The organism is Spirosoma sp. KUDC1026, assembly GCF_013375035.1.
Taxonomy (GTDB): Bacteria; Bacteroidota; Bacteroidia; order Cytophagales; family Spirosomataceae; genus Spirosoma.
In genome coordinates, this window is record NZ_CP056032.1 from 4,518,096 (window position 1) to 4,543,406 (window position 25,311).

20 protein-coding genes are annotated in these 25,311 nt (G+C 52.9%); 14 read left to right on the forward strand and 6 right to left on the reverse strand.

All coding sequences use genetic code 11. From position 1 onward, the window contains the following. The first annotated feature begins 47 nt into the window (after positions 1 to 47). The 10 genes from HU175_RS19015 (at position 48) to HU175_RS19060 (ending at position 14,053) form a co-directional block, all read left to right on the forward strand. Complete coding sequence (locus HU175_RS19015) at positions 48 to 2,591, forward strand: hypothetical protein (protein WP_176568081.1); 2,544 nt, start codon at positions 48 to 50, stop codon at positions 2,589 to 2,591. A 73-nt stretch (positions 2,592 to 2,664) separates the two neighbouring features. Beyond that, positions 2,665 to 5,124 carry a phenylalanine--tRNA ligase subunit beta gene (gene pheT / locus HU175_RS19020; protein ID WP_176568082.1) on the forward strand — a complete coding sequence of 820 codons (2,460 nt, stop codon included), beginning with the start codon at positions 2,665 to 2,667 and terminating at the stop codon, positions 5,122 to 5,124. Between the two features lie 48 nt (positions 5,125 to 5,172). Beyond that, a complete protein-coding gene (locus HU175_RS19025) occupies positions 5,173 to 5,532 on the forward strand; it encodes a hypothetical protein (protein WP_176568083.1) in 360 nt (119 codons plus the stop codon). Between the two features lie 50 nt (positions 5,533 to 5,582). Further along, the gene (locus HU175_RS19030) at positions 5,583 to 5,867 is read left to right on the forward strand and encodes a cell division protein ZapA (RefSeq protein ID WP_176568084.1); all 285 of its coding nucleotides are present in this window, start codon (positions 5,583 to 5,585) and stop codon (positions 5,865 to 5,867) included. A 104-nt stretch (positions 5,868 to 5,971) separates the two neighbouring features. After that, positions 5,972 to 7,582, forward strand: a complete 1,611-nt coding sequence (rny, locus tag HU175_RS19035; RefSeq protein ID WP_176568085.1) for a ribonuclease Y — start codon at positions 5,972 to 5,974, stop codon at positions 7,580 to 7,582. A gap of 98 nt (positions 7,583 to 7,680) precedes the next feature. After that, a complete protein-coding gene (locus tag HU175_RS19040; RefSeq protein ID WP_176569281.1) occupies positions 7,681 to 8,331 on the forward strand; it encodes a DUF4230 domain-containing protein in 651 nt (216 codons plus the stop codon). 54 nt (positions 8,332 to 8,385) lie between these two features. Then, positions 8,386 to 10,377 carry a M1 family aminopeptidase gene (locus HU175_RS19045; RefSeq protein ID WP_176568086.1) on the forward strand — a complete coding sequence of 664 codons (1,992 nt, stop codon included), beginning with the start codon at positions 8,386 to 8,388 and terminating at the stop codon, positions 10,375 to 10,377. A gap of 14 nt (positions 10,378 to 10,391) precedes the next feature. After that, the gene (locus HU175_RS19050) at positions 10,392 to 10,934 is read left to right on the forward strand and encodes a VOC family protein (protein ID WP_228724211.1); all 543 of its coding nucleotides are present in this window, start codon (positions 10,392 to 10,394) and stop codon (positions 10,932 to 10,934) included. A 198-nt stretch (positions 10,935 to 11,132) separates the two neighbouring features. Next, positions 11,133 to 12,743 carry a sensor histidine kinase gene (locus HU175_RS19055; protein ID WP_176568087.1) on the forward strand — a complete coding sequence of 537 codons (1,611 nt, stop codon included), beginning with the start codon at positions 11,133 to 11,135 and terminating at the stop codon, positions 12,741 to 12,743. Positions 12,744 to 12,874: 131 nt separating this feature from the next. Next, entirely contained in the window at positions 12,875 to 14,053 is a 1,179-nt protein-coding gene (locus tag HU175_RS19060) for a glycosyltransferase family 1 protein (RefSeq protein WP_176568088.1), read from the forward strand. Positions 14,054 to 14,102: 49 nt separating this feature from the next. Here HU175_RS19060 and HU175_RS19065 read toward each other — a convergent pair whose 3' ends face one another. Next, positions 14,103 to 15,749: an NFACT RNA binding domain-containing protein gene (locus HU175_RS19065; RefSeq protein ID WP_176568089.1), complete on the reverse strand. Its 1,647-nt coding sequence runs from the start codon at positions 15,747 to 15,749 to the stop codon at positions 14,103 to 14,105. 120 nt (positions 15,750 to 15,869) lie between these two features. Between HU175_RS19065 and HU175_RS19070 the strand changes: the two genes are divergently transcribed. Then, positions 15,870 to 16,106, forward strand: coding sequence for a hypothetical protein (locus HU175_RS19070; RefSeq protein ID WP_176568090.1), 237 nt, complete (start codon positions 15,870 to 15,872; stop codon positions 16,104 to 16,106). Between the two features lie 90 nt (positions 16,107 to 16,196). Here HU175_RS19070 and HU175_RS19075 read toward each other — a convergent pair whose 3' ends face one another. Beyond that, positions 16,197 to 16,484, reverse strand: a complete 288-nt coding sequence (locus tag HU175_RS19075) for a hypothetical protein (protein WP_176568091.1) — start codon at positions 16,482 to 16,484, stop codon at positions 16,197 to 16,199. Positions 16,485 to 16,717: 233 nt separating this feature from the next. Between HU175_RS19075 and HU175_RS19080 the strand changes: the two genes are divergently transcribed. The 3 genes from HU175_RS19080 to HU175_RS19090 all read left to right on the forward strand — a co-directional run bounded on the left by HU175_RS19080 (position 16,718) and on the right by HU175_RS19090 (position 20,704). Further along, positions 16,718 to 19,138, forward strand: a complete 2,421-nt coding sequence (locus HU175_RS19080) for an endonuclease MutS2 (RefSeq protein WP_176568092.1) — start codon at positions 16,718 to 16,720, stop codon at positions 19,136 to 19,138. A 48-nt stretch (positions 19,139 to 19,186) separates the two neighbouring features. Beyond that, entirely contained in the window at positions 19,187 to 19,849 is a 663-nt protein-coding gene (locus HU175_RS19085) for an HAD family hydrolase (RefSeq protein WP_176568093.1), read from the forward strand. Positions 19,850 to 19,930: 81 nt separating this feature from the next. Further along, positions 19,931 to 20,704: a hypothetical protein gene (locus HU175_RS19090; protein ID WP_176568094.1), complete on the forward strand. Its 774-nt coding sequence runs from the start codon at positions 19,931 to 19,933 to the stop codon at positions 20,702 to 20,704. A 33-nt stretch (positions 20,705 to 20,737) separates the two neighbouring features. Here HU175_RS19090 and HU175_RS19095 read toward each other — a convergent pair whose 3' ends face one another. The 4 genes from HU175_RS19095 to HU175_RS19110 all read right to left on the reverse strand — a co-directional run bounded on the left by HU175_RS19095 (position 20,738) and on the right by HU175_RS19110 (position 25,254). Beyond that, the gene (locus HU175_RS19095) at positions 20,738 to 21,502 is read right to left on the reverse strand and encodes a LytR/AlgR family response regulator transcription factor (protein ID WP_176568095.1); all 765 of its coding nucleotides are present in this window, start codon (positions 21,500 to 21,502) and stop codon (positions 20,738 to 20,740) included. Continuing rightward, positions 21,499 to 23,268: a sensor histidine kinase gene (locus tag HU175_RS19100; RefSeq protein ID WP_176568096.1), complete on the reverse strand. Its 1,770-nt coding sequence runs from the start codon at positions 23,266 to 23,268 to the stop codon at positions 21,499 to 21,501. Before HU175_RS19100 ends, HU175_RS19095 begins: the two co-directional genes overlap by 4 nt. Before the next feature lie 363 nt (positions 23,269 to 23,631). Next, positions 23,632 to 24,117, reverse strand: coding sequence for an MOSC domain-containing protein (locus HU175_RS19105; RefSeq protein WP_176568097.1), 486 nt, complete (start codon positions 24,115 to 24,117; stop codon positions 23,632 to 23,634). A gap of 42 nt (positions 24,118 to 24,159) precedes the next feature. Continuing rightward, positions 24,160 to 25,254: a glycoside hydrolase family 5 protein gene (locus HU175_RS19110; RefSeq protein ID WP_176568098.1), complete on the reverse strand. Its 1,095-nt coding sequence runs from the start codon at positions 25,252 to 25,254 to the stop codon at positions 24,160 to 24,162. Between the last annotated feature and the right edge of the window lie 57 nt (positions 25,255 to 25,311).

Sequence of the window (25,311 nt, forward strand, 5' to 3'; positions counted from 1 at the left end):
AACTCTTGCAAATGAGTTGAACAACGAACTGTACTTAACTGCCATTAATGAAGTTTATTTCCGGCCTGTGCCTGATTGGCTGGCTACTCGTTGCCTTCGTAAATACTGCCGCCTGGGCACAGGCAACCGAGATTTGTAACAACGGTATTGACGACGATGGCGACAACCTGGTCGACTGCCAGGACCCCGACTGTCCAGAGTGTAATCGGGTCATCAACTGCGTTCAGCCCAATATTTACTATCTCCCTTCTATTTACGGTAACCCGTCTGCTGGTAGCGCTATCTACGGATCGCAGGACCTGATTCTATCGACCAAATCGGCCAGCGCTATCGTATCCGTTCGAACACCCGATGGTTCTTACAGCCAGCAGGTAGTACTCTCCTCGGCAACGTCTACCAGTCTGGCGCTGCCGCTGACGGTCGTAATGTCGACCAACCCCAACACGAAAGAACGTAACAAAGGCCTGATTCTTCAGTCCGACGAACCCATCCAGGCAACGTACCGCTTGACTCCCTCCAGCAACCAGGACATTATTTCGATCAAGGGCCGGGCGGGCCTGGGCTATGCCTTTTATGCGGGTAGCCAGACCCGTTTGTCAACGACGCAAAACGCCGTCGACCAGCGGCACTTTGCCAGCATCATGGCAACGGAGGACAACACGATCGTTACAATCCGCAGTCCAAGTCCGCTGCAGGGCGTTACCAATCCGTCGTCATTTTCGGTATCGCTCAATGCGGGTGAAACTTACATGGTTACGTCGACGACTCTCTCCAGTTCCACCTCGAACAACGTAACGATTGCCGGTACACTCATTACGTCCAATAAGCCGATTACGGTCAACTCCGGCTCACACCACACGTACCAGCCGTACAGCGGCAACCGTGACGGGGGGTTCGATCAGTTGATTCCCGCCCGCCTGACGGGCCAGCAATACGTAGCCGTACACGGACAAAACACCGTCGCCAACTCCGACTATATCTTCGTTGTCGGTATTGAACAGGCCACCAGTCTGACCATTACCGGACCGGCCGCCGTTGGGGCAGCGCCAACCTCCCTGACTACGGTTACCATTGGGCCGGGGCAAGTCTTTACGTACAACCTGACGAACCTGGCCATCAACCGGGCGTTCCTGATCAACGCAACCAAAAAGGTATACGCCTTCCAGGTATCGTCGGTGTCGGCCAATGAATTCGGGATGAGTATTCTTCCTACGATTAATACGTGTACTGGCAGCTTGCGCAGTGATTTTTTTCGTAACGCAGGCAGTACCATTGAGCAGGCGCAGGTCATCATTCCAACCTCAGCCTTATCCAGTCTACAATTCAACAATCAGGCCTACACCGTTCGCGGGTCCGTTACCGACAATATCACGGTGGGCGGTACAGCTTATTCCATCGTAAACTTTGCGGGCACTACGCTGACACCCTTTAATCTCTCCAACAGTTTTACGGCCAGCCAGCGTTTTCACGTTGGTGTCATCAGCGGCAGTTCGGCCACCGGCAACTTTGGTTATTATTCAAGCTACGACGCTCCGGTCGACGTATTGAGTCCGACAACGAATCAGCCTACCAGCTTTTACCGGGCCGCGCTGGTCACGCCCGGTCAGCAGCGACAACTTTGTCTGGCGCTCAGCAGTTGCGGCTCGAACAATTTCGTGCGGGGGGTAGCCGGGGGGACGCTGACCGGCTCCATCAGTGTTGATCCGACGAATAACAAATGTATTCTGTACACCATGCGCAGCAACGCACCCAGCTGCAGCCGGGATACGATTCGGGTAGCCGTTACGAACGAGTTCGGCGCTGAAGGAACCGTTTGCCTGGAGTTTGTGAACAGCAACAATGACCTCGACGCCACCATCACGCCAGCCAGCCCGTTTGTCTGCCGGCCAACGGGAGCCACTTCGCTGACCGCTACGGCCACCAGTGCCGCCGGTAACTACACATACCGTTGGATTACTGCCGATCAGCAATTGCTCACGACGCGGGTTATTTCAACGACCAGCACAGGCCAGTTCAGGTTAACCGTAACCGACGGAGCGGGTTGTCAGGACACGACGTCGGTTGTTGTGGTTGGTGATACACCCGCTATTGCGTTCATCAGCGGCTCCGCCAGCGCCTGCGCGGGCACGACCCTCCCCTACAGCGTCAGCAGTACAACCGGAACGTATTCCTGGTCCATAACGGGCGGGGTTCTCGTGAGTGGCGGCACGGCAACCAGCACCAGCGCGGCTATCCGGTGGACAGGTTCGGGCAGCATTCGGGTCACGCTTACGAGCCCAAATGGCTGTACGGCTCAGACAAATCTGACGGTTACGGTATATTCAACTCCCAGCCTGTCAACAACGGCCGTATCACCTACCTGTCGGGGCGGCAGCGACGGGCAAATTTCGCTGGCAGCCACCGGCGGCACAACGCCCTACCAATATGCCTGGTCCAACGGGGCCACCACCCAGAACGTCAGCGGGCTGCGGGCGGGCAACTACTCGGTGACGGTCACGACCGCGAATGGGTGTTCAACCAGCAGTCCGGCTATTGCCCTAACCGACCCGCCCCCGGCCCTTTGTCCGCGCATCACCCTACAGAAAATTTAATTCCGGCGCATCTTCCACCGTTCCTTTCCTCCCTTCTCCTTACCTTTGCGGTATTTATTTGCTTTGCCGCTGTATGGAGATTTCCTATAAATGGTTACGAGAGTTCATTGATTTGCCCGAATCACCCGAAAAAACTGGTAAGCGGCTCACCGCAACGGGTCTGGAGGTTGAAGGGGTTGAAAAAGTAGATGTTATTGCGGGTGGACTGGATGGCGTTGTCTTAGGAGAGGTTCTCACCTGCGCCAAACACCCGGACGCCGATAAACTGAATCTGACGACGGTTGATGTTGGAGCCGATATGCCCCTGAACATCGTTTGTGGCGCTCCCAACGTAGCGGCTGGGCAACGCGTAGTTGTTGCCCTTGTCGGCGCTACGTTACATCCTTCCTCGGGCGAAGCATTCCAGATCAAGAAAGCCAAGATTCGCGGAGCAGCTTCCGAAGGGATGATCTGCGCCGAGGACGAAATTGGTCTGGGCGAATCCCACGCCGGTATTATGGTGCTGGACACAGATTTGCCGAACGGTACGCCAGCCGCCAAATATTTCAACCTGGAAGCCGATTACCAGATTGCCATTGGCCTGACCCCGAACCGGATCGATGCGGCTTCGCATTTTGGCGTGGCCCGTGATCTGAAGGCAGCCCTGAATCGTCCTCTGCGGATGCCGTCAGTTGATGCCTTTTCGGTTGACAACCAGGACCTGACATTCGACGTCCGCGTTGAGGCACAGGAAGCCTGCCCCCGTTACGCGGGCCTGACCATCAGCGGCCTTACGGTTGGTGAATCACCGGACTGGCTGAAGCAACGACTGCTGGCGATTGGTGTGAACCCGATCAACAACATCGTGGACGTAACGAATTTTGTTTGCCACGATCTGGGACAGCCGCTGCATGCCTTTGATGCCGATAAAGTAGTTGGCAATCAGGTCATCGTGAAAACTCTGCCCGAAGGCACGCCCTTTGTTACGCTCGATGGCGTGGAACGAAAGCTGACAGCTACGGACCTGATGATTTGCAACGGCGCGGAAGCACCGGCCGAATCGGCCATGTGTATTGCCGGTGTCTTTGGCGGGAAATCGTCGGGGGTTGGCGATGCGACAACCCGCATTTTCCTGGAGTCGGCGTACTTCTCACCTAGCTCTATCCGGAAAACGGCGCAGCACCACGGCCTCAAAACCGATGCATCGTTCCGCTTCGAACGGGGCACCGATCCGAACATGCCGATCTACGCGCTCAAACGGGCGGCCCTGCTGATTCAGGAAGTAGCGGGCAACAGCTCGGCGACGATTACGTCGGAGATTACTGACCTGTACCCCACTCCGATTGAGCCGTTTCGGGTACCGATGCGCTACAAAAATATCGACCGCCTGATTGGCGTGCAGATCGACCGGGCCGAAATCACCCGGATTCTGAACGCACTTGATATCGAGGTGGACGCTAACGCAGCCGACGAAGGCATCGATTTCATCGCCGTGGTTCCTCCCTACCGGGTAGACGTAACGCGCGAAGCCGACGTGATTGAAGAGATTCTGCGTATCTACGGGCTGGACAACGTGCCGCTGTCGACAACGCTCGCGGCCGATTCACTGTCGCAGTTCCCGAAAATTGATCCTAATCAGTGGCAGAGCCGGGTTGGGCAGTTACTGGCGGCCAATGGCTTCTACGAAATTCTGACCAATTCGCTCACGCGCCCGGCCTATAACGACGCGATTCGGGCGGCCCTGCCAAACGCCGACGTTACGTTGCTGAACCCACTCAGTGAAGAGTTGTCGGTCATGCGGCAGACGCTGCTGTTCTCGGCGCTGGAAACCTTGCTACACAACATCAACCGGCGGCAGAAAGACCTTAAAACGTTCGAGTTTGGGAAGGTATATTCAAAAGTTACCGGCGAGAACGGGACGAAATACGTCGAGAAACAGCGGCTTAGTTTAGCGCTGACGGGCAACGAGGAAGCCGAAAGCTGGCGCCAGAAAGACCAGCCGGTTGCCTACCACGACCTGGCCACCGCCGTGCAGCGCGTCCTGAACCTGTTCCGGGTTAAACAGTACGATACGCAGCCCGCCGATTCAGCCCTGTTTCAATACGGTCTGACATACATCGTTAACAAAAAACCAATCGTTAGCCTGGGATTGGTTAACCCTAAGCTGACAAAACTGGTTGACTTAAAACAGCCGGTCTTCTATGCGGATTTCGACTGGCAGGCGTTATTAAGTCTGACAAGCGCCAAACCCCGCTATCAGGAGGTGCCACGTTTCCCCGAAGTTCGTCGGGATCTGTCGCTCGTTATCGATAAGGGCGTTACGTTTGATCGCATTAGCCGACTGGCTCACCAGGCCGAACGGAAACTCCTGCGATCGGTTAACGTGTTTGATGTTTACGAAGGACAAAACCTGGGGGCCGATAAGAAATCCTATTCGGTTAGCTTTATGTTACAGGACCCAACTCAGACGCTGACCGACGCAGCTATCCAGAAGACGATGCAGCGGTTACAGGACGCGTTTGAACGGGAACTGGGCGCCCTGATCCGGAAGTAAGTAGTCCTGTTCACCAAACTATTTTTTCATCCTCAACCCCATTGACCAGTGGCAAGTGAGCATCAGATTTTTGCGTTGATCGAAGCACTCGAACGAAAAGTCGAGTTGCTGAAAACAGACTATGATGCCGCTCAGCAACAGATCAAGAAGCTAAAAGACGAAAAAGTAGCACTGGAAAAGCACAACCAGAACCTGGAAAAGTATAACCAGGCGCAGGAGGCTACCATCAAACGGTTGCAGAAAAAGCAACCGGTATCAGAAAAAAATGCATCAAAATCGAAAGATTTTGGTAAACTTGTGAAAGACAATCTGTCCGGGACAGATACAAATGCGGAATTAAAACGACAACTCGATGAGTATATCCGGGAACTGGAACGGTGTATTGCTCACATGAGTAGTTTGTCATAATATGTAATCTAACGCTGAGGTACAGAACCTCACGGGATCAAATCGTCACGATGGAAGAATTACCAATCCACGTAAAAATTGCTGACCGACCCTATAAGCTCTACGTCGAACCAGAGTCGGAATCCATCGTGCGCGAAGCGGCCAGGTTGATTCAGGAAGAGTACCATAAACTCCAGAAAGCAAAAATCGGCGATGCGCAGGAAGCATTGGCCCAGATTGCTTTCTCCTGTCTGATCACCAAACTACGGGGCGATCGACAGATACAGGGCTTTAGACAGGAAGTATTTGACAAACTCGCTCAAGTAGACAAAACGCTTAGCCCCGGTTCGGTATAGCCGGGGCTGAGCATGCAGTAAACCAGTCATACTCTGGGTTGGCGTGAGGAGCGTTTGTATCGCGGCAGGTTGATTTATTTGTTCAACCCTAACGATATAGTCCGATGGACATCCCTATTTGGTTAACGATTCTGGCGGCCCTGCTTGGGGGCGGCATTGGCATATTTATTGGTCGTCAGTCGATGGCTGGCGTTCGCGCCCGTCATGAGCAGGAAGCGCAGGAAAAAGCGGCTTCCATCCTGAAAAACGCTGAATTACAGGCTGAAACGATTAAGAAAGATCGGATGCTGGAAGCCAAGGAGAAATACCTGAAGCTGAAAGCTGAATTTGAAGAGACAACGAATCAGAAACGGAATATTCTCCAGCAGAACGAGAATAAACTCAAGCAGCGCGAGCAGCAACTGAACCAGCAGGCCGATCAGCAGAAAAGCCGCGAACACGAACTCAACCAGCAGCGTAACGAATTGGGTCAGCAGAAAAACGGGCTGGCACAACAGGTTGACGCACTCAACAAACGCCGGGAAGAGGTAGATCGCCGGCAGCAGGAAGCCGACCGGATGCTGGCCGAGCAGGTGTCGCAACTCGAGAAAATCGCGGGTCTCTCAGCCGATCAGGCCCGTGAGCAACTGGTTGATACGTTGAAAGCCGAAGCCGAAACCCGTGCCTCGTCCTACATCAAAAACATCGTTGAGGAAGCGAAACTGACGGCGACCAAAGAAGCCAAGAAGGTCGTTATCGAAACCATTCAGCGCACCGCGGCCGAGCACGCTATTGAAAACTGCGTATCGGTGTTCAACATTGAATCCGACGACGTAAAAGGCAAAGTCATTGGCCGGGAAGGCCGGAACATCCGGGCGCTGGAAGCCGCGACGGGTGTCGAAATTATCGTCGACGATACGCCCGAAGCGATCATTATCTCTGGTTTTGATCCCGTTCGGCGGGAGATCGCCCGGCTGTCGCTGCACCGGCTCGTACAGGACGGACGGATTCATCCTGCCCGCATCGAAGAGATCGTGGCTAAAACCCGCAAGAATATTGAGGACGAAATCGTCGAAATCGGTGAACGTACCGTTATCGACCTGGGCATTCACGGTCTACACCCCGAACTGATCAAAATGGTTGGTCGGATGCGTTTCCGGTCCAGCTACGGCCAGAACCTGCTCCAGCACTCCCGCGAAGTGGCTAAGCTCTGCGCGACCATGGCGGCTGAACTGGGTCTGAACGCCAAGCTGGCGAAACGCGCTGGTCTGCTCCACGACATCGGTAAAGTATGGCCCGAAGAGGCTGAGTTACCCCACGCCATTCTGGGTATGGAGCTGGCGAAGAAATACAAGGAGAACCCCGAGGTGATCAACGCCATTGGCGCTCACCACGACGAAATTGAGATGACCAGCATGATTTCGCCCCTCGTGCAGGTGTGTGATGCCATCTCCGGCTCACGGCCGGGTGCCCGTCGGGAAATGATGGAGTCGTACATCAAGCGCCTGAAAGAACTGGAAGAGCTGGCTGGCAACTTCCCCGGCGTGACGAAATGCTACGCCATTCAGGCCGGTCGCGAACTGCGGATCATGGTCGACGCCGATCACGTATCCGACGAGCGGGCGGGCGTTCTCTCCTACGAAATCTCGCAGAAGATCGAAAAAGAAATGCAGTACCCCGGTCAGATCAAAGTAACAGTTATCCGTGAAATGCGAGCCGTGGCCTACGCGAAGTAACCAGCATGCATCAATAAAAAAGGGGCTTATATAGCCCCTTTTTTGGTTGGTAACAAAGCGCAACCGGCGAACGTTACGTTGTGTACCTGACATATTTTATGGATTTTCTGACCATTCTTCTTTTGTTACTTGTCGGCGGAGGAGCGGGCATTACGCTGGCTAACTTTCTGCGCAGTCGCACTCAGTCGGCCAGCACTCGTTATGAATCAACCCTTCTGCTGGAGCGTATCGAGAAAGTTTTTAAAGTTGTGATGGCCGAGGGTTACTTTTCGGAAATCTACAATTACCAGGACCAGCGCAAGATCATGTATTTGTTCAATGATCCGAAGAAGGCCATGATCATTGCCCGATCGAAAGTCCTGGTTGGCTTTGATTTTGCCAAGGTTCGTTTCAGCGTATCGGATACCGACAAGCGAACGCTGGTCATTGACTCATTTCCGGAACCGGAGGTGCTTTCGATCGACACCGACTATAAATTTTACGACATCCAGGCTGGCTTACTCAATCATTTCAGCGGGGCTGACTATACCCAGATTCTGGAGGAAGCCAAGCAGGTTATGAACGAGCGGGCTATGCAAAGCGACCTACCCAAGATTGCGAATAATCAGATTCAGTACATGATTTACCAGCTGGCTAATTCGATGAACTGGCAGCTTCAGCTTCCCGAAGCGGAACAAAAAAAACTGGAAGCGCTACAGAAACAAGCCGAAGCGGATAAACCCGCTCAGACATTGCCCCCCGCGGAGTGACTCCTGACTTGATTAGTCGTCCATTTTCTATAGTATTCCCGTAACTAGTTTCGCATGTCGGTACGTTTATTTATTTCCATTCTCTTTCTTCTCCCTCTGCTTGGCAGGGCACAGGAACTGCCAGCCGATGGCAGCTGGTTCTGTCAGCACGGAAAAGTTCGTTCCTTTGGTCAGGTAGGCAGTCTGGCCAACGCCCGGCTGGCCTATCCCGGCGATGCCAACATTGATATTCTCTACTACGGTCTTGATCTCAAACTGACCCACACACCGAACTACCTGCGCGGGGCGGCCACCGTTCTCCTGAAGAGCGTAACCCCTAGTCTGGCCTCGTTTACACTGGATCTCAACTCGACCACCGCTACGTCGGGCGAAGGGTTACGAGTCGATTCGGTAAAGGCAGGAACGCAGAAGCTCAGCTACCAGTTTGCCAGTAACAAATTGACCATCAAGCCGGCCACGGCGCTCGCCAACGGCCAGACGATCCGCGTAGTTGTCTACTATCAGGGAATCCCTATCAGCACCTCCGGCAGCTTTGTTTTTGGTAAGCACGAGAAAACGAGCGACCCAGCCATCTGGACGCTCAGTGAGCCATATGGTGCTCCCGACTGGTTTCCCTGTAAGGATACTCCCGCCGAGAAAGTTGACTCCTCCGACGTACGCATAACGGCCCCGGCTACGTTCGTGTCCGTGTCGAACGGTACGTTGGCCAGTATTACCGACAATCCGGATAACACGAAAACTTACTTCTGGCGCAACCGCCACACCATCGCGCATTACCTAATCTCGATTGCGTCGTCGAACTATACCCGTTACGATACGCCCTTTACGTCCGGCAACCGGGTTGTTCCCGTTACGCACTACGTTTATCCGGAAGTCCTGTCGTCGGTGAAGGCAAATCTGGATCTGACGCCGAAGATGATGCAGTTGTTCTCGACTCAGTTTGGCACGTATCCGTTTTCGGCGGAGAAATACGGACACGCCCAATTTGGTACGGGAAATGGTGGCATGGAACACCAGACTATTAGTTCGATGGAAGAAGCGGCATTCACCCCCACTGTCATTGCGCACGAACTGGCTCACCAGTGGTTTGGCGACAAGATCACCTGCCGCAACTGGGAAAATATCTGGCTCAACGAAGGTTTTGCTTCCTACGCTGAGGCCCTTTACGCCGAATCGACGGGTGGTCGTCAGGGCTACCAGGGGTACATGGACCGGTTTCTGACCCGGGCGAAGAGTGCTCAGGGAAGCATCTACGTACAGGATATCAGCTCAGTCGGCAATATTTTTAACAGCACTCGCACGTATGCCAAAGGGGCTGCGGTGCTCCATATGTTACGGGGAGTCCTGGGAGACAGCACGTTCATCAATACCTTACGTAGCTATTCAACATCGAAATACGCCTACCAGACAGCCATTACAGAAGATTTTCAAGGCATCGCCGAGCAGGTATCCGGCAAGAAACTGGGGTATTTCTTTCAGCAATGGATTTACGGAGCCGGGTATCCAACGTATCAGGTGAGTATCACGGGAAGCAACCAGGCCAACCAGGTCTCAGTTCGGCTGGTGCAACGGAATACGACGGCCAGCAGCCCGTCGTCGTTTACCATGCCGGTGCAGCTAACGATCAAGGCAACCGCGGGTGATACAACCGTAACGGTCGTCAACGACCGGGCCGACCAGAGGTTTACTCTCCCCAGCAAAGGAACGGCAACGGGCGTTGTTGTCGATCCTAACAACTGGATTCTGAAAGGAACCGAGGCCCCGGCGGTAGTTACGGCGATCGAGCCCGCAGCAACATCACTTACCATTTACCCCAATCCGTCCAGCGAATTGGTCTCTATCGATTTCACAACCCCGTCTGCCGGAGCACTTTCTCTGGCGCTAACCAACCTGCTGGGGCAGCGTGTCCGGAGTCTGACGGAAGCACAGTTAGGAGCGGGTGAACATTCGCGTAGTCTTAACCTGCGCGGGCTGTCAGCCGGACGGTACGTCCTATCCATCCAAACAACAGCAGGTCAGCAGAGTCGGGTAGTTTTAGTACCCTAGCGCCTTTGCTGACTATGAAGCAGTTTATTGTGTCGGCGCTGGTAATGGCCGCGCTGAGCCAGGGGGGCTATTCGGCCTATTGCCAATCAAATCAGGTCAAACCAATGCCGACGCCGGGCGCGTCGGCTCCCGGTGAACCGACCCCAGGCACCTCCATGCCGGGACCGAACAACCTGGGCATTATCCGGCATAATCACCTAGCCATTCACGTGAAGGACATTCCGGCCAGTACCGCTTTTTACCGGGACGTACTGGGGTTGAAACCGGTGCCGGTGCCCGACAATATGAAAGCGACCCGGGCCTGGTTTGATCTCGGCGACGGGCAGATGATTCACCTCCTCGACGGACGAACCGAGCAGATCGTACACGATCGAAACGGTAGTCATTACGCTCTCTTTGTCGAAAATATCGGCCAGTCAGAAGCATTTCTTAAAGCAAAACAAATCCCGTATCACCGGCAGGTACGGTTCGATGGTGTTGTGCAACTTTATTTCTCCGACCCCGACGGTTATCTCTTCGAACTCAACGAAGGCAAAAAATCAACGAATCAACACTGATTGATTCGCTACGTTCTACCGATAGATTAATTCTTATCCAGCCTGAACTTCCTTCAGAGAGATTTCAGGCTATTTGTTTATTAAACGGTAGCGAATTCTTTCGTATTTTTAATGGCTTCTTTATACGAATACCGTGGCCGTTGGAGTTGTAACAGTGTGTACCCACCGTACGGCACATCAGTTTTGCCGTAATCTTCCATGAATCAGCCCGCCTTTGAGCCGTACAGCAATACGACAGACGCGCCCCCGGGTGGCTATTTTGAAACGATTCCGGCCGACGAACTGTCGCTTATCTGGCGGCAAGTTATGGCCCATTCGCCCAATGGGCTGGTAGGCATGACGGCCGTTCGGGATGAGACGTTACCCAACCATCCCATCATTAACTTTCGGTACCGCTTTCTGAATCAGATCGCCCTGCGTGATACGTTCTGGGGACAGCCGCTGCAGGAACAGGACGTTACTGGTAAACTCCTGACCGATTTTTTTCCTGACATACGCACGACCTCCCTCTGGCAAACGTACCTGACCGCCATGCGTACGGGTGTTGCCCAGCGAATTGAACAGCAGACCATCCTCAACGAGCACGATGCCTGGTTCGTGCAGTCGGCCGCTCCCTTTGGCCGGGATGGCTTACTGCTTTCCTACTCCGAAACCAGCGATCTGCACCACACCGCTCGTCGGCTGGCGCGGCAGACAGCCCTGCTCAACGGCGTACTCGATTCATCGCCCAATGCCATTGTCGTTTTTGAGGCCGTGCGCGACGAGCAGCAAATTATTACCGATTTTCAGATTTCGCTCACGAACAATCGCTTTGAGGAGCTCACCGAACAGGCCCAGGGATCATTGACAGGTATGACACTTTCCGAAATGTACCCGGTCACCGACCGTCGCATGGATCGCCTGCGGCAGATGATCGTGACGGGTGAACCTATCCGGAAAGAGGAATTTGTTCCGACGCTGGGCCGATGGCTCGATATTACACTGACGAAGCTCCACGACGGTTTCGTCGCTACGCTGCAGGACATTACCCCCGCCCGAGAGGTTAGTCAGCAACTTCGGGCAACCATTGAGGAACTGCACCAGTCGAACCAGAACCTGGAGCAGTTTGCCTACGTAGCCAGTCACGATCTGCAGGAGCCACTCCGTAAAATTGTTTCATTCGGCGATGTACTCACCGCTCAGTACACCCACGACATGAGCGAGTCTGCGGCCGATCTGGTCCGGCGGATGCAGAGTTCAGCCACCCGGATGCGCTCGCTTGTGCAGGATTTACTTACCTACGCCCGGCTGGCGGGAAAGGTAGAAACCTTTAGTCTGATCGATCTGAGTCACCTTCTGACCAGCGTGAGCGATGACCTCGGCATTGCCGATGAACCTTCGGTAACGTTTACAATCGACACGCTGCCGCCCGTCTGGGGTGACACCACCCTGCTGCGCCAGCTATTCCAGAATCTGCTGAGCAACGCCCTTAAATTTCAGCTGGCTGGCAACTCTGTTCAGATTCGGGTGCAGGGCCATCCCGCTGACGTGTACGAACTTCCCAAAATGCTGCTTCCGGACGATATTTCGCAGACGGGCCGCCGGTATGCTGTCATCGACGTCATTGACAACGGGATCGGTTTCGACGAGCGCTACCTAGACCGAATCTTCACTATTTTCCAGCGGTTGCACGGGCGCATGCACTACTCCGGCACGGGTATGGGTCTGGCTATCTGCCGCAAAGTCGTTGATATTCACCGTGGCTACATTACGGCCAGCAGTCAGGAGGGGGCGGGGGCTACGTTCCGAGTATTTTTACCGATGGTCTAGATCGCTATTTCCATAAAATATTATTTCTTCCGCTTAACATTTTATGGAACGTTCGGTTTGTAAATTAGCCTCTTTATACCGTCCGCGTAAAATAACGAACGGACTTTATCTAACTTCCCTAACTGGCATATATGAAAGGTATGAACTCGATGTCTGAAATGGTTGATACGAACGGCAATCAGACTCGACTGACTTCGTCAAGTGACCCCAAGCATCTGATCTGTTTTTCCCACCTGCGGTGGAATTTTGTGTATCAGCGTCCTCAGCATCTACTGAGCCGCGCTACGTCCGATTACCATGTCTGGTTTCTGGAGGAACCGATCTGGGACAATGACTATCGATTGAACGAGTGCCAACAAACTGATAAACTAACGGTTCTGGTACCGCACATTCCGCACGGCACACCCCAGGAGGAAGCTACCCGGATGCAGCGGCAATTGCTCGATAACTTTCTGGCCGAAAAGAACATCAAGAGTTTTGTTGGCTGGTACTATACGCCAATGGCCCTGCTGTTCAGCGATCACCTGACGCCACGCATGACGATCTACGACTGCATGGATGAGTTGTCGGCATTTCTGGGTGCCCCCCCTCAACTGCTGACGCAAGAGCAGCGACTGATCGACCGGGCCGACCTGGTCTTTACGGGCGGCTACAGCCTGTACGAAGCGAAACAACATCGGCACCCGCACGTGTTCGCGTTCCCCAGCAGCATCGACTTTAATCATTTCGCCGTTGCCCGCCAGGAACAGGCCGACCCGGTCGACCAGCAGACGAAGCCTAAGCCACGGCTTGGCTTCAGTGGGGTAATCGATGAACGGTTCGACTATAAACTGGTCAGCGAACTGGCAACTCAGCACCCTGAGTGGCAGTTTATTCTGGTTGGTCCTATCGTAAAGATCAACCGGGAACTGCTGCCAAAAGGTCCGAATGTGCACTACCTGGGCATGAAGCACTACAACGATCTGCCTGCTTATTTCAGTAACTGGGACGTAGCGATTCTGCCGTTTGCGTTGAACGAGTCGACCCGCTTCATCAGTCCGACCAAAACGCCGGAATACCTGGCGGCTGGCCTGCCAGTAATTTCTACACCGATTAAGGACGTAGTACGTACTTACGGCACCGAAGGATACGTTCAGATTGCTGACTCAGCCGACTCGTTTGCCGCGGCCGTCAAGCTCGCCCTTAGCGGCAAGCACCCGGAAAACTGGGAAGCAATTGATACCTTCCTGAAAGAAAACTCCTGGAATCATACCTGGCACGAAATGCACCGGCTGATCCTGGCTCATCTTAACGTAGCCGTGGATCAGTAAACGCTGGAACTGATGGAGAAGGGATAATCGTGGGTCGGTTATCCCTTTTTTATTCCCCCTTCGGCACGACCATCACGACACTCTCTTTCTCGATAAGAACCTGCCCCTCGGCCAGCCCTTTGGGCTTCCGGACAAACTTCTTGGGAGTTACGGTCACCGGACAGAGACTATCAGTTCGGCGTTTGGAATACCAGGCCGCCAGTTCAGCCGCCCGTTCAATGACATTTTTCGGAAACGTTTTACCAGCCTGGTACTTGATCAGCACGTGCGAGCCCGTTACATCGCGGGCGTGAAGCCACAGGTCTTCTTTGTAGGAAAACTTCTGGGTCAGCAGATCGTTATTGCGCGCGTTTCGTCCGATCAGAATCCGGAATCCCGACAGGGTAACCTCCTTAAACAGCGGCCCCTTGCTATCATCTCCCAGCGAGAGCCCACTGGCCGTAAGCAGTCCATGCTGCTTGACATACCGTCTGAATTCCTTCAGTGTCTGGAGTTCCGGAACGGCCAGTAGATGCTGATCGATGCGGGCAATTTCCTGCTCGCGCGCGGCAACCTGACTGGTGAGATGTTCCTCTTCTAACTTCTCGTTTTTGGCTTTTCGGTAGAAGTTTTCCGCGTTTCGCTGGGGGCTCAGGTCGGGTTTTAGTTTGAGCGTAATGGGCTGATCCCGATAAAAATCCAATAAGGTAACGCGCTCGGGTGAGCGGCCGCCGGGCGTTTCGGCAATATCGTGCAGATTGGCCATCAGAATATGACCCATTTCCTCATGACTCGCGCCTTCCTCCCGCGACAATAACCGCTCCATGTTTATATCAATCAGCGCTGTGGCCCGCTTCCGCTGTTTTTCGAGCAGGCGCAGTAATTCCGATTTTTCGCGGTCAAAAGTACTACGTCCGTTATAGGTGGTATAGAACCGGTTAGCGGCTTCGATGGGATCGCTCCACACCTGCTGGTTTTCGCCGACGGGTAGCAGACTCAGCACCGGCTTGTGGTGCAACCGGGTAAGGTAATAGGTCGGATGATCGAATTGGTGGAGAACTTCCTGAATAACTGGCCACTGATCGTTTCCGGGAATGGCGTGTTCACTCAGCCAGTCGTTTACCAGTTTTCCGAAAGTCGGGAATAAGGGACGATGATCGTAGCCAGCGCGCTGGTAAGACTCGTAGGACTGATCCAGAGGCCGGTCGAACTGATCCAGCAGCAGGTGTTCGTCCGTGAGCAGGTTCTGGTTGAATCGCTCATTTATTGTATTCCCCCGAAAGACCAGCAGATTGGGACGGTTACCGAAAAACTTGAATACAAGCGTATATCCCTGTTCCAGCGTAATACCCAGGCAGCGTTCGTTTCTGAACGAACGAACACCCGTCACGATCAATCCCGCCGGTTGCCCATCGCCATCAGGCGCTTCTGCTGGTGTCCAGTCGGTAAGCTCGGTGAACAGATCGGCACTGTTCGTCCGGGCGCGTTGAACGGCATCGGGAAAGAAAAGACCCGAAAAATCCGGACGCAGCGTTGCTTTGATATAAAACGGTTTGTAGTAGTTGAGCCGCCCTTTAGCCTGCGCGAATACCAGCACCACTTCGTCGCGATCCTGACTAAAGCATTCCATGAACCGGAGCCCAGCGTCTGTTTCGGGAATCAACCGTTGTTCAAGGACCGGGGCCAATTGGCGCAGAAAATAGTAATTGGTATGCATGGTGCGGCAAAGGTACGGTGAATTGGCCAGCCCGTGGCATTGACCCGACCATCAGGGTTGCCAGGCCGAACAATCCGCCAGCAGGCTAGTTATGTACGGACAAAGCAACAAAACAACGTTATGAGCAAGGGAGCCCCACAACCAACCGTCCGGGAAACGGCAGACAAGACAGAAAAATCGGAGTTGAATTCCAACGTCCCCGACAATTCGCAGCAGAATACCTCGCGTGGAAAACACAAAAGCAAACAGAGCCCGGAAGATGAGCACGACGCAACCGGGTCGGTAGAGAACCATGACAAAGGTGGCCACGGCCATTCGGGAAACAGCGATAGTCGTAATGGCAGCCGTAATGATTAATCTCCTGGCGACTTTATAGCTGAAATAACTTATAACAAAAAAACCGATGGCCAGCCATCGGTTTTTTTGTTTGCCGGACGTCACGTACGGCTAAATCAGATTAAACAAATGTAAAATGGGACGCAGCGAAAAATGCCAGGGCATCTGGGCGGCAAAGACTGGGTTGCTGGCCCGCTCCCATTTTTTGACCAGCGTTTCTACGTTTCCGTAATAAAGCGTACGGTCATTGGTACAATCAATAACAGACAACACACTACCTGCTTGGGCAGGATGGCTTCTGTAGATGGCTAGCACGTGGTCATGGACATCATGAACTGTCTCAACCCGTTCGAACGAAGGAAACACCCCATTATAGTAGACAATCAAGTACTTTTTCATAGTTTCTTAGGTAAGTTAACGGTACACAAATATGCACCAAGTGGTCTTTATACCCAAACAACTCACGTACCAAATCAATAATTTTTTTTATAAAAAAACTCCAAATATCACCAAAATGTTGCGTAACGGCTGAATTTATTCGACGGAAAGAAGTTCTATCAGGCGAAACGAACCTCGTCCCCTGCGGAAACGTTAGATAGAGAGCGGCTAACGACAGCCGTATTTGTCAATAAATGCTGTACCCAACTACCTTAGAAAGCAAACTAGGATTCGATACAATCCGCGAGTACCTGAAAGAATCCTGCATTAGTTCGCTTGGGCAGGATTATGTCGGTAAGATTCGCTTTACGGATAACGTACAACTGATCGATAAACTCCTGCGCCAGACAACGGAGTTCAAACAGATTGTTCAGTACGAAACCGATTTCCCCAGCAGTAACTACATCGATATTCGACCACACCTGAGCCGGGTGCGTGTTGAAGGAATGGCCCTGACCGAAGCCGAGTTTTTCGACATTAAGCTCGCTCTACGAACCATTCAGGAATGCCTGCGTTTCCTGTCCAAACGCGAAGAGGACAACACGTTTCCCTTTCTGCGCGAACTGGCCGGACCGATTGCTGTTAACAAAAGTCTGGCCGATGCCATCGAGCGCGTTATCGACGATCGGGGTAATGTCAAAGATTCGGCCTCGCCCGAGCTGGCCAGTATTCGCCGACGTATCATCAGCGAGCAGGCTAACCTGCGGAAACGGCTGGACGGTATCCTGCGACAGGCGCGGCAGAACGGCTGGATTCCCGACGATCTGAACCTGACCATTCGCGGAGGCCGGCTGGTGATTCCCATTGCCGCCGAGCACAAACGCAAGATAAAGGGCTTTGTCCACGACGAATCGCAGACGGGGCAGACGGTTTTTCTGGAACCCGCCGAAGTATTCGATTCCAACAACGAAATCCGCGAACTGGAGTACGAAGAACGGCGGGAGATTTACCGGATTCTACTGGCCCTGACGGATCAGATCCGCCCGCACCTGGAGGATCTCCGTAAAGCCGTTAACTTCCTGGCTCAGATTGATTTCATTCGGGCGAAGGCAAAACTGGCTCTTCAGCTCGATGCGGTCATGCCGAAGCTGAGCGAACGCCCGCTGGTCGACTGGACGACGGCCCGGCACCCGCTGCTGCATCTGTCTTTTCAGAAACAGGGGAAAACCGTGGTGCCGCTGAGTGTCCGGCTGGACGAGAAATCCCGGATTCTGATCATTTCCGGTCCGAATGCCGGCGGTAAATCGGTAGCGCTCAAGACGATCGGGCTGATTCAGTACATGCTGCAGTGCGGCCTGCTGGTTCCCATGGCCGATTACTCAGAAATGGGCATCTTCCAGAATCTGTTTATCGACATTGGCGATGAGCAGTCACTGGAAAACGACCTTAGTACGTACAGTTCGCACCTGACCGCCATGAAGCAGTTTGTGATTGGTGCCAACAAGCGGACGCTCTTTCTGATTGATGAATTTGGTACGGGTACCGAACCCGGTTTGGGTGGAGCCATCGCCGAATCTATTCTTGAAGACCTCAACAAGTCGGGGGCGTATGGTGTCATCAATACGCACTATACCAACCTGAAAGTCTTCGCCGACAAAACCGCGGGCCTGATCAACGGAGCCATGCGATTCGATGGGGAGCATCTGGAGCCACTCTACCAACTGGAGATCGGTCGTCCGGGCTCATCGTTCGCGTTTGAGATTGCCCAGAAAATCGGTCTGCCCAAAGGCATTATTGACCGGGCCAAGGAAAAACTGGGCAGCCAGCAGGTCAATTTCGAGAAATTGCTGAAAGAACTGGATATCGAACGGCGGGTCTTTTCGGAAAAGAACCTTGAAATCGGCATCAACCAGCGAAAGCTGGCTCAGCAGCTGGCTGAATATACGGCCCTGAAAACCCGCCTGGACAACGAGCAGAAAAAGCTTCTGAACGACGCCAAGCAAAAAGCCAAGGCGCTCGTGCAGGAAGCCAACCAGCGAATTGAGAGCACCATCCGGGAAATCAAGGAAAACAAAGCCGAACGCGAAACGACCCGGCAGGTACGTCAGGAACTGGAGCGCTTCGACAAGAAAGAATTAATGCCCGAGGTACTGGTTTCCGATAAGCCGGCTCCGGTTGAAGAAGAGTTTGAAACCGACAATGGGGCCATTACGGCCGGCAGCTACGTGCGCATCAGCGGACAGAGCGCGGCCATTGGCCAGGTGCTGTCGATTCGTGGTAAAGACGCGGAGGTGCGTATCGGCGATCTGAAGTCAAACGTCAAGCTGAACCGGCTGGAGAAAGTTAGCCGGAAAGTATTCAAAGATGCTACCGACGTGCGCGACGACCGTCCGCGCAGTCAGGGTGTCGACATGAACGAGAAGATGCAGAACTTCAGCTTCAATCTCGACATTCGGGGCAAACGGGGCGAGGAAGCCCTGGGTGAAGTTGATCGCTTTGTGGACGACGCGCTTATGCTTGGTTATCCGGAGCTACGCATCGTTCACGGGAAAGGCGACGGGATTCTGCGGACGCTCATCCGGAATCACCTGCGTGGCTATAAACAGGTTGGCAGGATGGAGGACGAACATGCCGACCGGGGTGGCGCCGGGGTTACGATTGTTAAAATGAAATAAATCACCAGACGAACGATTTAACCCACCGTTCGTCTTTTTCCCAACCTTATGAAAGCAGTCATTTTTGATATGGATGGCGTATTGGTTGATACCAACCCGCACCACAAAACCGCCTGGCGCGAATACTACCAGCGTTTCAGCAAAGAACTGAGCGATGACGACTTTGTCCGTTACGTGTCGGGTAAGCACAATGCCGCTATTGTAGCGCATTTGTTTGATAACCAGTCGATGACCGAGGCTGAAGTAAAGCAGTTGAGCGACGAGAAGGAAGCGCTTTTCCGGGAGTTGTATCAGCACCACATGGCTCCCGTATCCGGCCTGATCGATTTTCTGGAAGCTCTGAAAGCAGCTGGTATCCGGATGGCCGTTGCAACATCAGCCCCGGTCGAGAACCTCGATTTTGTCGTCGATACGTTGAATATTCGATCGTATTTCGACGTACTGCTGAACGAGAGTCTGGTCAATCGGCCTAAACCCGATCCGGAGATTTACGAGCTGGCCATGAACAAGCTGGGCGTCTCGCCTGAGGAATCGGTTATTTTCGAGGACTCGACCACCGGTATCCAGGCCGCCAAGGCATCGGGTGCGTACGTAATTGGCGTCACGACGACCCAGTCGGTCGAAGAGCTTATGCCCTTTGTGGACGAAACCATCAATGATTTTACGGATATGACCGCCGAGCGGCTCCAGCGACTCATTAACGTTTTTTAACGGCAACATCCACCCGGGTTTTGCCCTGAAAAGACGTAATTTCGCCCTAATGTTGTTTTTCTAACCGCTCCCCTCTTCTCCATGCGCCACTACGTTTTACTTCTGTTCCTGCTAGCCGGACTGGGCGCCGGTTCGAGCCGAGTATGGGCGCAGGGCAAATACGTAGTGGGTACGGTCATTGATCAGACAACAAAAAAAGGAGTCGACCGCGTTACGGTTATTAACCAGCGCACCCGGCAACGGGCGCGAACCAATGCTACCGGACGTTTTTTTGTAACGGTTCAGCCCGGCGATTCACTGGTTCTCACGAGTCAGTTGTACCGACGCGCCGGTATTCGTTACGCTGGTGAAGAAAATCCGACGCTGATCGCGAACGCACTACCACCCATGCCCTACCGCGTTGTTGATCTTAATGAAGTAACGGTAACGGCTAAACGTTACGAAGAAGTAAAGCGCGAAATTCAGCAGATTCTGGACGAGCCGGTAGCCTCTCAGAAAGTAACGGGCGATCAGGCATTTGACCGCCTTGCCGACGGTGCGGGTGTTACGCTGCTGTACGAGATGTTTGCCAAACGGCCGAAGTCTGACCGGAAGGCGTATTACATCATGCAACAGGATCGGCGGCACGCGCTTGCGCTCGAACGGTTCCGGCTTCTGGTTGATCAGGCCACTGATATCAAAGGAGAAGAAATTGACCGCTTTCTGGACTTCTGCGATTTCGACGACGATTTCCTGCTGAAATCGTCGGATTACGATCTGATCAATACCATTCAGCAGTTACGGGCCCGGTATCGCAAAGGGTTCAACCGCCCCAGCCGTCTCTCACCCGACCCGGAAACACCCAACCGGGGTTAATACGTCTACCTCCGGTTTTTTCATCTTATTTCTTTACTCTTTCTTCTTAGTCCTGACGATTGTCAGCTTGTTCATCAGCTCCTTCCGGCTATCGGCCGGGACGGGGATAGGCGTTTTGTCGTTCACCATGTAAATGCTATTCCGCTCCAGCCGTTCGAGATGATCGAGGTTGATCAGGTACGAGCGGGAAAGTCGGTAGAAACTGTTCCCCGTAAAATACTCGGCCAGGTGACTCAGGTTCATGCTGACATGCCGCGGTTTATCGCGGTTCACTAGAAACAGCTTGCTGTAAACCCCATCGGCCATGATGTAAAGAACATCCCTGGGCAGGATTTTTTCGTAGCCCTGATCGATGTGTAGAAATAGTTCCTGAGGAGTCGTACCAGCAGGCTGACGGGGCTGGTTAGCCGCGAACGTATGATATGCCAGCTCAACTTGTATAATCAACTCATCGGGACGAAACGGTTTGAGCAAATAGGCCGCTGGCAGTGTTTTCCGGGCCATTTTTATCATTGCTTGCTCAGAGTTTGCCGTCAGGTAGATGATGGGTACGGGGCGGATAGCCTGCATCGCCCGAACGGCATTGATCCCTCCTTTAGGCTCCTGTTCGCCGAGCTGAATGTCGATCATCACCAGGTCAGGATGATAGTCTTTGAATGCATTGACGGCATCCTGACTGGTGTCAGCAATTGCCACTACCGTATGACCAGCGTTTTCCAGCGTTTCCTGGATATCCATCGCGGTAACCAATTCATCTTCTACGATCAATACGTTCAGGAAATGTGATTCTGTTATCATAGTTGAAACGCCAGTGTGAATAAAGTACCCTTGTTTATACGAAACTGACCAGTGCCGTTCAGCTGCTTCACCTGCGACTGAATAAGCGACATTCCCAGGGTTTTACTGCGGACTACAGGCTGACTAGATGCTTCTTTAGAGCCCCACTGTTTCTGAACATTGTACGCTCTTCTGGTTTCCTGTAGTATCTCAAGATCAACAGGATATTGGCCATTATCCTGCACCTGTAGATGCAGCCGATTCTGCTTTATACAACAGGCAATTTCCAAAAAAGGATATTCCTGCGTTGGAAAAGCGTACTTGCAGGCGTTGGTTATTAGTTCATTGAGAATCAGGCCCATCGGTACGGCTCTGTCGGCGGTGAGAAAGATAGCGTCACAATCGAGCTGAAGATTTACGGACGAATAGCCAAAGGCTTTGAGAATCGTCTGCACAAGTTCCGGGATGAACTCGCGCAGGTCAACCTGCGCGAGTCGATCACCGTCATACAAACGTCGGTGTAGTAAGGTCATAGCCTGGATACGCATCTGGCTCTCTTCCACGGCTTTTCGGGCCCCTTCATCGGTCAGGCGACGGGCCTGCAAACTAAGCAGACTGGATATTACCTGTAAGTTATTTTTAACGCGGTGATTCTGCTCCCGAACCAGTTCCTCATTTTGCTGGCTGATCCGTTGGTTTTTCCGGTAGAGTCGAAAGAACAGAAAGCTTATGCCGATAGCCAGTACTAACAGAAACAGAATAACGAGCATCATGTACTGCTGGGTGCGTAGTGATTGTTCCTTTGCCTGTAGCAACGCTTCTCTCTTTTCTGCTTCGTACTCCACATTCAACCGGGCGACGGCTCCTTCATGCTGAGTGACAAAGGCCGTGTTTTCGCGCGTATAAACTTGCCTTAGTAGATCAAACGCCTTTTGCCATTGATGCGTCTTTTCGTAAAATACCATGAACGTTATGTCCATGTGATTTCTTAGCGGGGCATCGTTCACCTGGCTTTTGTCATATAATAGCTGGGCTGTTTGCAGCGTCTGATAGGCTTCGTCCGTTTGGTCCAGCAGTGTTTGGGCAAATGCAAGATCGAGCCTTGCGTTAATCTGTGCTGTATTGTTCTGTTGTTTGAGGAGCGCTACCGCTTTCTGGCTGTATGCTATTGCCTGAGGCTTTCGGATGGTTAAAAATAATGCGCCCAGTCGGTCAGCCGCTTCCGCCATCATTAGTGTATCGTTGAGTTGGGCAGCCAGTTTTTCGGCCGTCCGAAAGCAGACCATAGCGCTGTCAAACAGAGCTTGTGAATCCTTTCCCTCAGCCGGATGATATCGGCGATGATAAATCCCCCCCAGCGCAGAATAGGCATGAGCTTGCCCTTTTGGCGAACGAATCCGTTTGAAAAGGGCAAGTGCCTGATGTACGTGCTGAATTTCTTCGGCCAGAAATGGCTGCAATCTATAATTAGCACCTAACTGCAGGTATAATTGCCCTAACTCGTACGAATCTCCACGTGCTTCTCTAATTCTGAGGGCTTTCAGGTAGTAGGGTTTGGACGAGAGATTATCTCCTGTCTCTTCGTAAAAGGCCCCAAAACGTTCATAAATGCTGGCTAGTTTTACCGAGTCACGGGCCAACATAGCTTTTTGTTCTTCCTGCCGAAGCTGCCGTAGCGGGTCGGCGTTGCTTTTCACGCTGAACGATGCCGACTGCCCCCAGCAGAGCCTTGCCCCACCAAGTAGCAGACAACCATTCAGCAACAGATATACAACCAGACGAACCATGAAGAATGTGTGGATAGATACGTGTTCAGATAAACCTGAATCTAAAATTAGTACGTCAATTCTTCTTATTGGTCACCTAATTCTATTAAAAAGAAGAACATTAGGTTTTAGAAGAAAAACACCCGACTTGGTATCAAGGTAATTGCACATCCCTCTATAAATCAAGACTTTTAAAGAAGGTTTTATCAAAATAGCCTATGTAAAAATACTACATGACCGTTATCAGCTGCGCTTTTGCTTTTCGCTTCTACCCACACTTTACCATGAATCAGCAACTGATAACACGCAAACGCCCGCTATAGTATGTTTTCAGCACATACTATAGCGGGCGTTTTGGCAGGCAAAGGCTCTTTACCTGCCAAATCACTTGTTAGGTATTACGTCGACGCTGTCTCCTTGCCGGATAGTCCCACCCTGTACTACTTTAGCCGTTAAGCCGCCGTGCCCACGCATGGCGTTGTAGCCCCCCGGCCCCAGAGTAGTTTCCATTTTTGAGCAGGGATGACACAGGCCGGTAATCTCCAGCGTTACGTCGCCAATACGAATCTGATGATCTTTCAACGCCAGCAGGTTGAGCCCGGACACGACAATATTGCGACGTACTAAGGCTGGATCGAGTTCAGACCGACCTGTCAGGGCGGCTACCACGGGCAGGTGCTCGGCCTGAATCAACGTTACGTGCCGGTTCCCACTCCGGCCGCTGTAGTGATCACCAATCAATCCTTTTTTTTCTGATACCTCTACCGTGTCAACGACCGTTACAGGAGCGCGTCGTTCAGACCGAAACCCAATCCATTCGACCCGGCCCGAACGGGGAAACACTTCGAACAAGTCGGTGATATTCTGCATACAGCAATAAGTCCGGCGGGTGGGGATTCGTTCCGGTAAAAGCTAGTAATTCTGAAGCAGCTTGAGCATTTTTTCGTCCAGTTGCTCGCCCTGATAATTCTTGTACGTTACGTCGGCCCGGTCACTGTTCAGGATACCGAATGCTCCTCGAAAATTCCACAAAGCCCACCCCCAACCCGCCTTTTTCCACAGTCTAAGCTGGTCTTCCATCCAGCGCAGCGCCACGTCGTGTGGCGTTTTGTTGAAACAGCCCCACTCGCCGACGTGTACGCCAACGCCCTCTTTTTCCAGTTTCTGCCAAGGTGAAATGGCCACCTTACGTAACGTTTCGGCGTTCCAGGTCACGTTCATCCAGTTGGCCGGCCAGGTTGGTGGCGGAGCATCACTGAGCGTTGGCACCCACGATGCCCCGTAATGACTAACGTTCATGGGGAGGTATCCCCGCGTGCTTTGTGCCAGTTTGAGCTTAGCGAGTTGCGGAACCGGCTGGTTGCCGTATTGCAGACCATCGACGATGATCAGCCGCTCCGGATCAACCGAGCGGATGCCCTCAACCAGGGCCGTAACAACCCGCACGTAGCTGGCTTCGTTGGTATTGGGTTCGTTGATGAGATCAAACGACACTTCCCGATTGGGTCGTCCTTTGTACCGCTCGGCCAGGTGTTTCCAATGAAAAACGGCGGCTTCCAGTGCCTGCTCGTCGGTCCATAGATTGAGAGGTTCGGCAGGTGGATTCACGCAGTAGCCTGGAATCCGGTGCAGATTCAGATTGACGTGCAGTTTATACTGTTTTCCGTAGTCGACCGCCTGATCGACCTCCCGAAGCACACGCTCGTTTATCTTGGTCCAGTGTTTCGGGTCGGGTGTGGCCCAGCACTGATACGACATCGGCAGCCTGACAAAATTAAAATCCCAGTTGGCAATCCACTCAAAATCCCGCTCCTGATACGGGCCTTCGGGTTCGGGTCCTGTACTGCCAGCCACAAACTTTTCGAGCAGATTGAAGCCGCGCCAGCGGGGTAAGTTACCAGGTTTGGGATCGGGCAGCGAAGCAGCGTAGGCTAGTGTTTGCTGGGGCAGTTGCGAGAGGCCAGCCGCTGCGGTAAGCGACGCTTGAAGAAACAGACGGCGGTGCATAATCAGGATCGCTTTTTAAAAGATAACCTGACGTTTGCATTCCTGGTTATGAAAATC

Bases quoted from the DNA above. Each gene is read 5' to 3' on its own strand.
- HU175_RS19015 (WP_176568081.1), top strand. From the start codon at position 48: ATGAAGTTTATTTCCGGCCTGTGCCTGATTGGCTGGCTACTCGTTGCC.
- pheT (WP_176568082.1), top strand. From the start codon at position 2,665: ATGGAGATTTCCTATAAATGGTTACGAGAGTTCATTGATTTGCCCGAA.
- HU175_RS19030 (WP_176568084.1), top strand. From the start codon at position 5,583: ATGGAAGAATTACCAATCCACGTAAAAATTGCTGACCGACCCTATAAG.
- rny (WP_176568085.1), top strand. From the start codon at position 5,972: ATGGACATCCCTATTTGGTTAACGATTCTGGCGGCCCTGCTTGGGGGC.
- HU175_RS19040 (WP_176569281.1), top strand. From the start codon at position 7,681: ATGGATTTTCTGACCATTCTTCTTTTGTTACTTGTCGGCGGAGGAGCG.
- HU175_RS19045 (WP_176568086.1), top strand. From the start codon at position 8,386: ATGTCGGTACGTTTATTTATTTCCATTCTCTTTCTTCTCCCTCTGCTT.
- HU175_RS19050 (WP_228724211.1), top strand. From the start codon at position 10,392: ATGAAGCAGTTTATTGTGTCGGCGCTGGTAATGGCCGCGCTGAGCCAG.
- HU175_RS19055 (WP_176568087.1), top strand. From the start codon at position 11,133: ATGAATCAGCCCGCCTTTGAGCCGTACAGCAATACGACAGACGCGCCC.
- HU175_RS19060 (WP_176568088.1), top strand. From the start codon at position 12,875: ATGAAAGGTATGAACTCGATGTCTGAAATGGTTGATACGAACGGCAAT.
- HU175_RS19065 (WP_176568089.1), bottom strand. From the start codon at position 15,749: ATGCATACCAATTACTATTTTCTGCGCCAATTGGCCCCGGTCCTTGAA.
- HU175_RS19070 (WP_176568090.1), top strand. From the start codon at position 15,870: ATGAGCAAGGGAGCCCCACAACCAACCGTCCGGGAAACGGCAGACAAG.
- HU175_RS19075 (WP_176568091.1), bottom strand. From the start codon at position 16,484: ATGAAAAAGTACTTGATTGTCTACTATAATGGGGTGTTTCCTTCGTTC.
- HU175_RS19080 (WP_176568092.1), top strand. From the start codon at position 16,718: ATGCTGTACCCAACTACCTTAGAAAGCAAACTAGGATTCGATACAATC.
- HU175_RS19085 (WP_176568093.1), top strand. From the start codon at position 19,187: ATGAAAGCAGTCATTTTTGATATGGATGGCGTATTGGTTGATACCAAC.
- HU175_RS19090 (WP_176568094.1), top strand. From the start codon at position 19,931: ATGCGCCACTACGTTTTACTTCTGTTCCTGCTAGCCGGACTGGGCGCC.
- HU175_RS19095 (WP_176568095.1), bottom strand. From the start codon at position 21,502: ATGATAACAGAATCACATTTCCTGAACGTATTGATCGTAGAAGATGAA.
- HU175_RS19100 (WP_176568096.1), bottom strand. From the start codon at position 23,268: ATGGTTCGTCTGGTTGTATATCTGTTGCTGAATGGTTGTCTGCTACTT.
- HU175_RS19105 (WP_176568097.1), bottom strand. From the start codon at position 24,117: ATGCAGAATATCACCGACTTGTTCGAAGTGTTTCCCCGTTCGGGCCGG.
- HU175_RS19110 (WP_176568098.1), bottom strand. From the start codon at position 25,254: ATGCACCGCCGTCTGTTTCTTCAAGCGTCGCTTACCGCAGCGGCTGGC.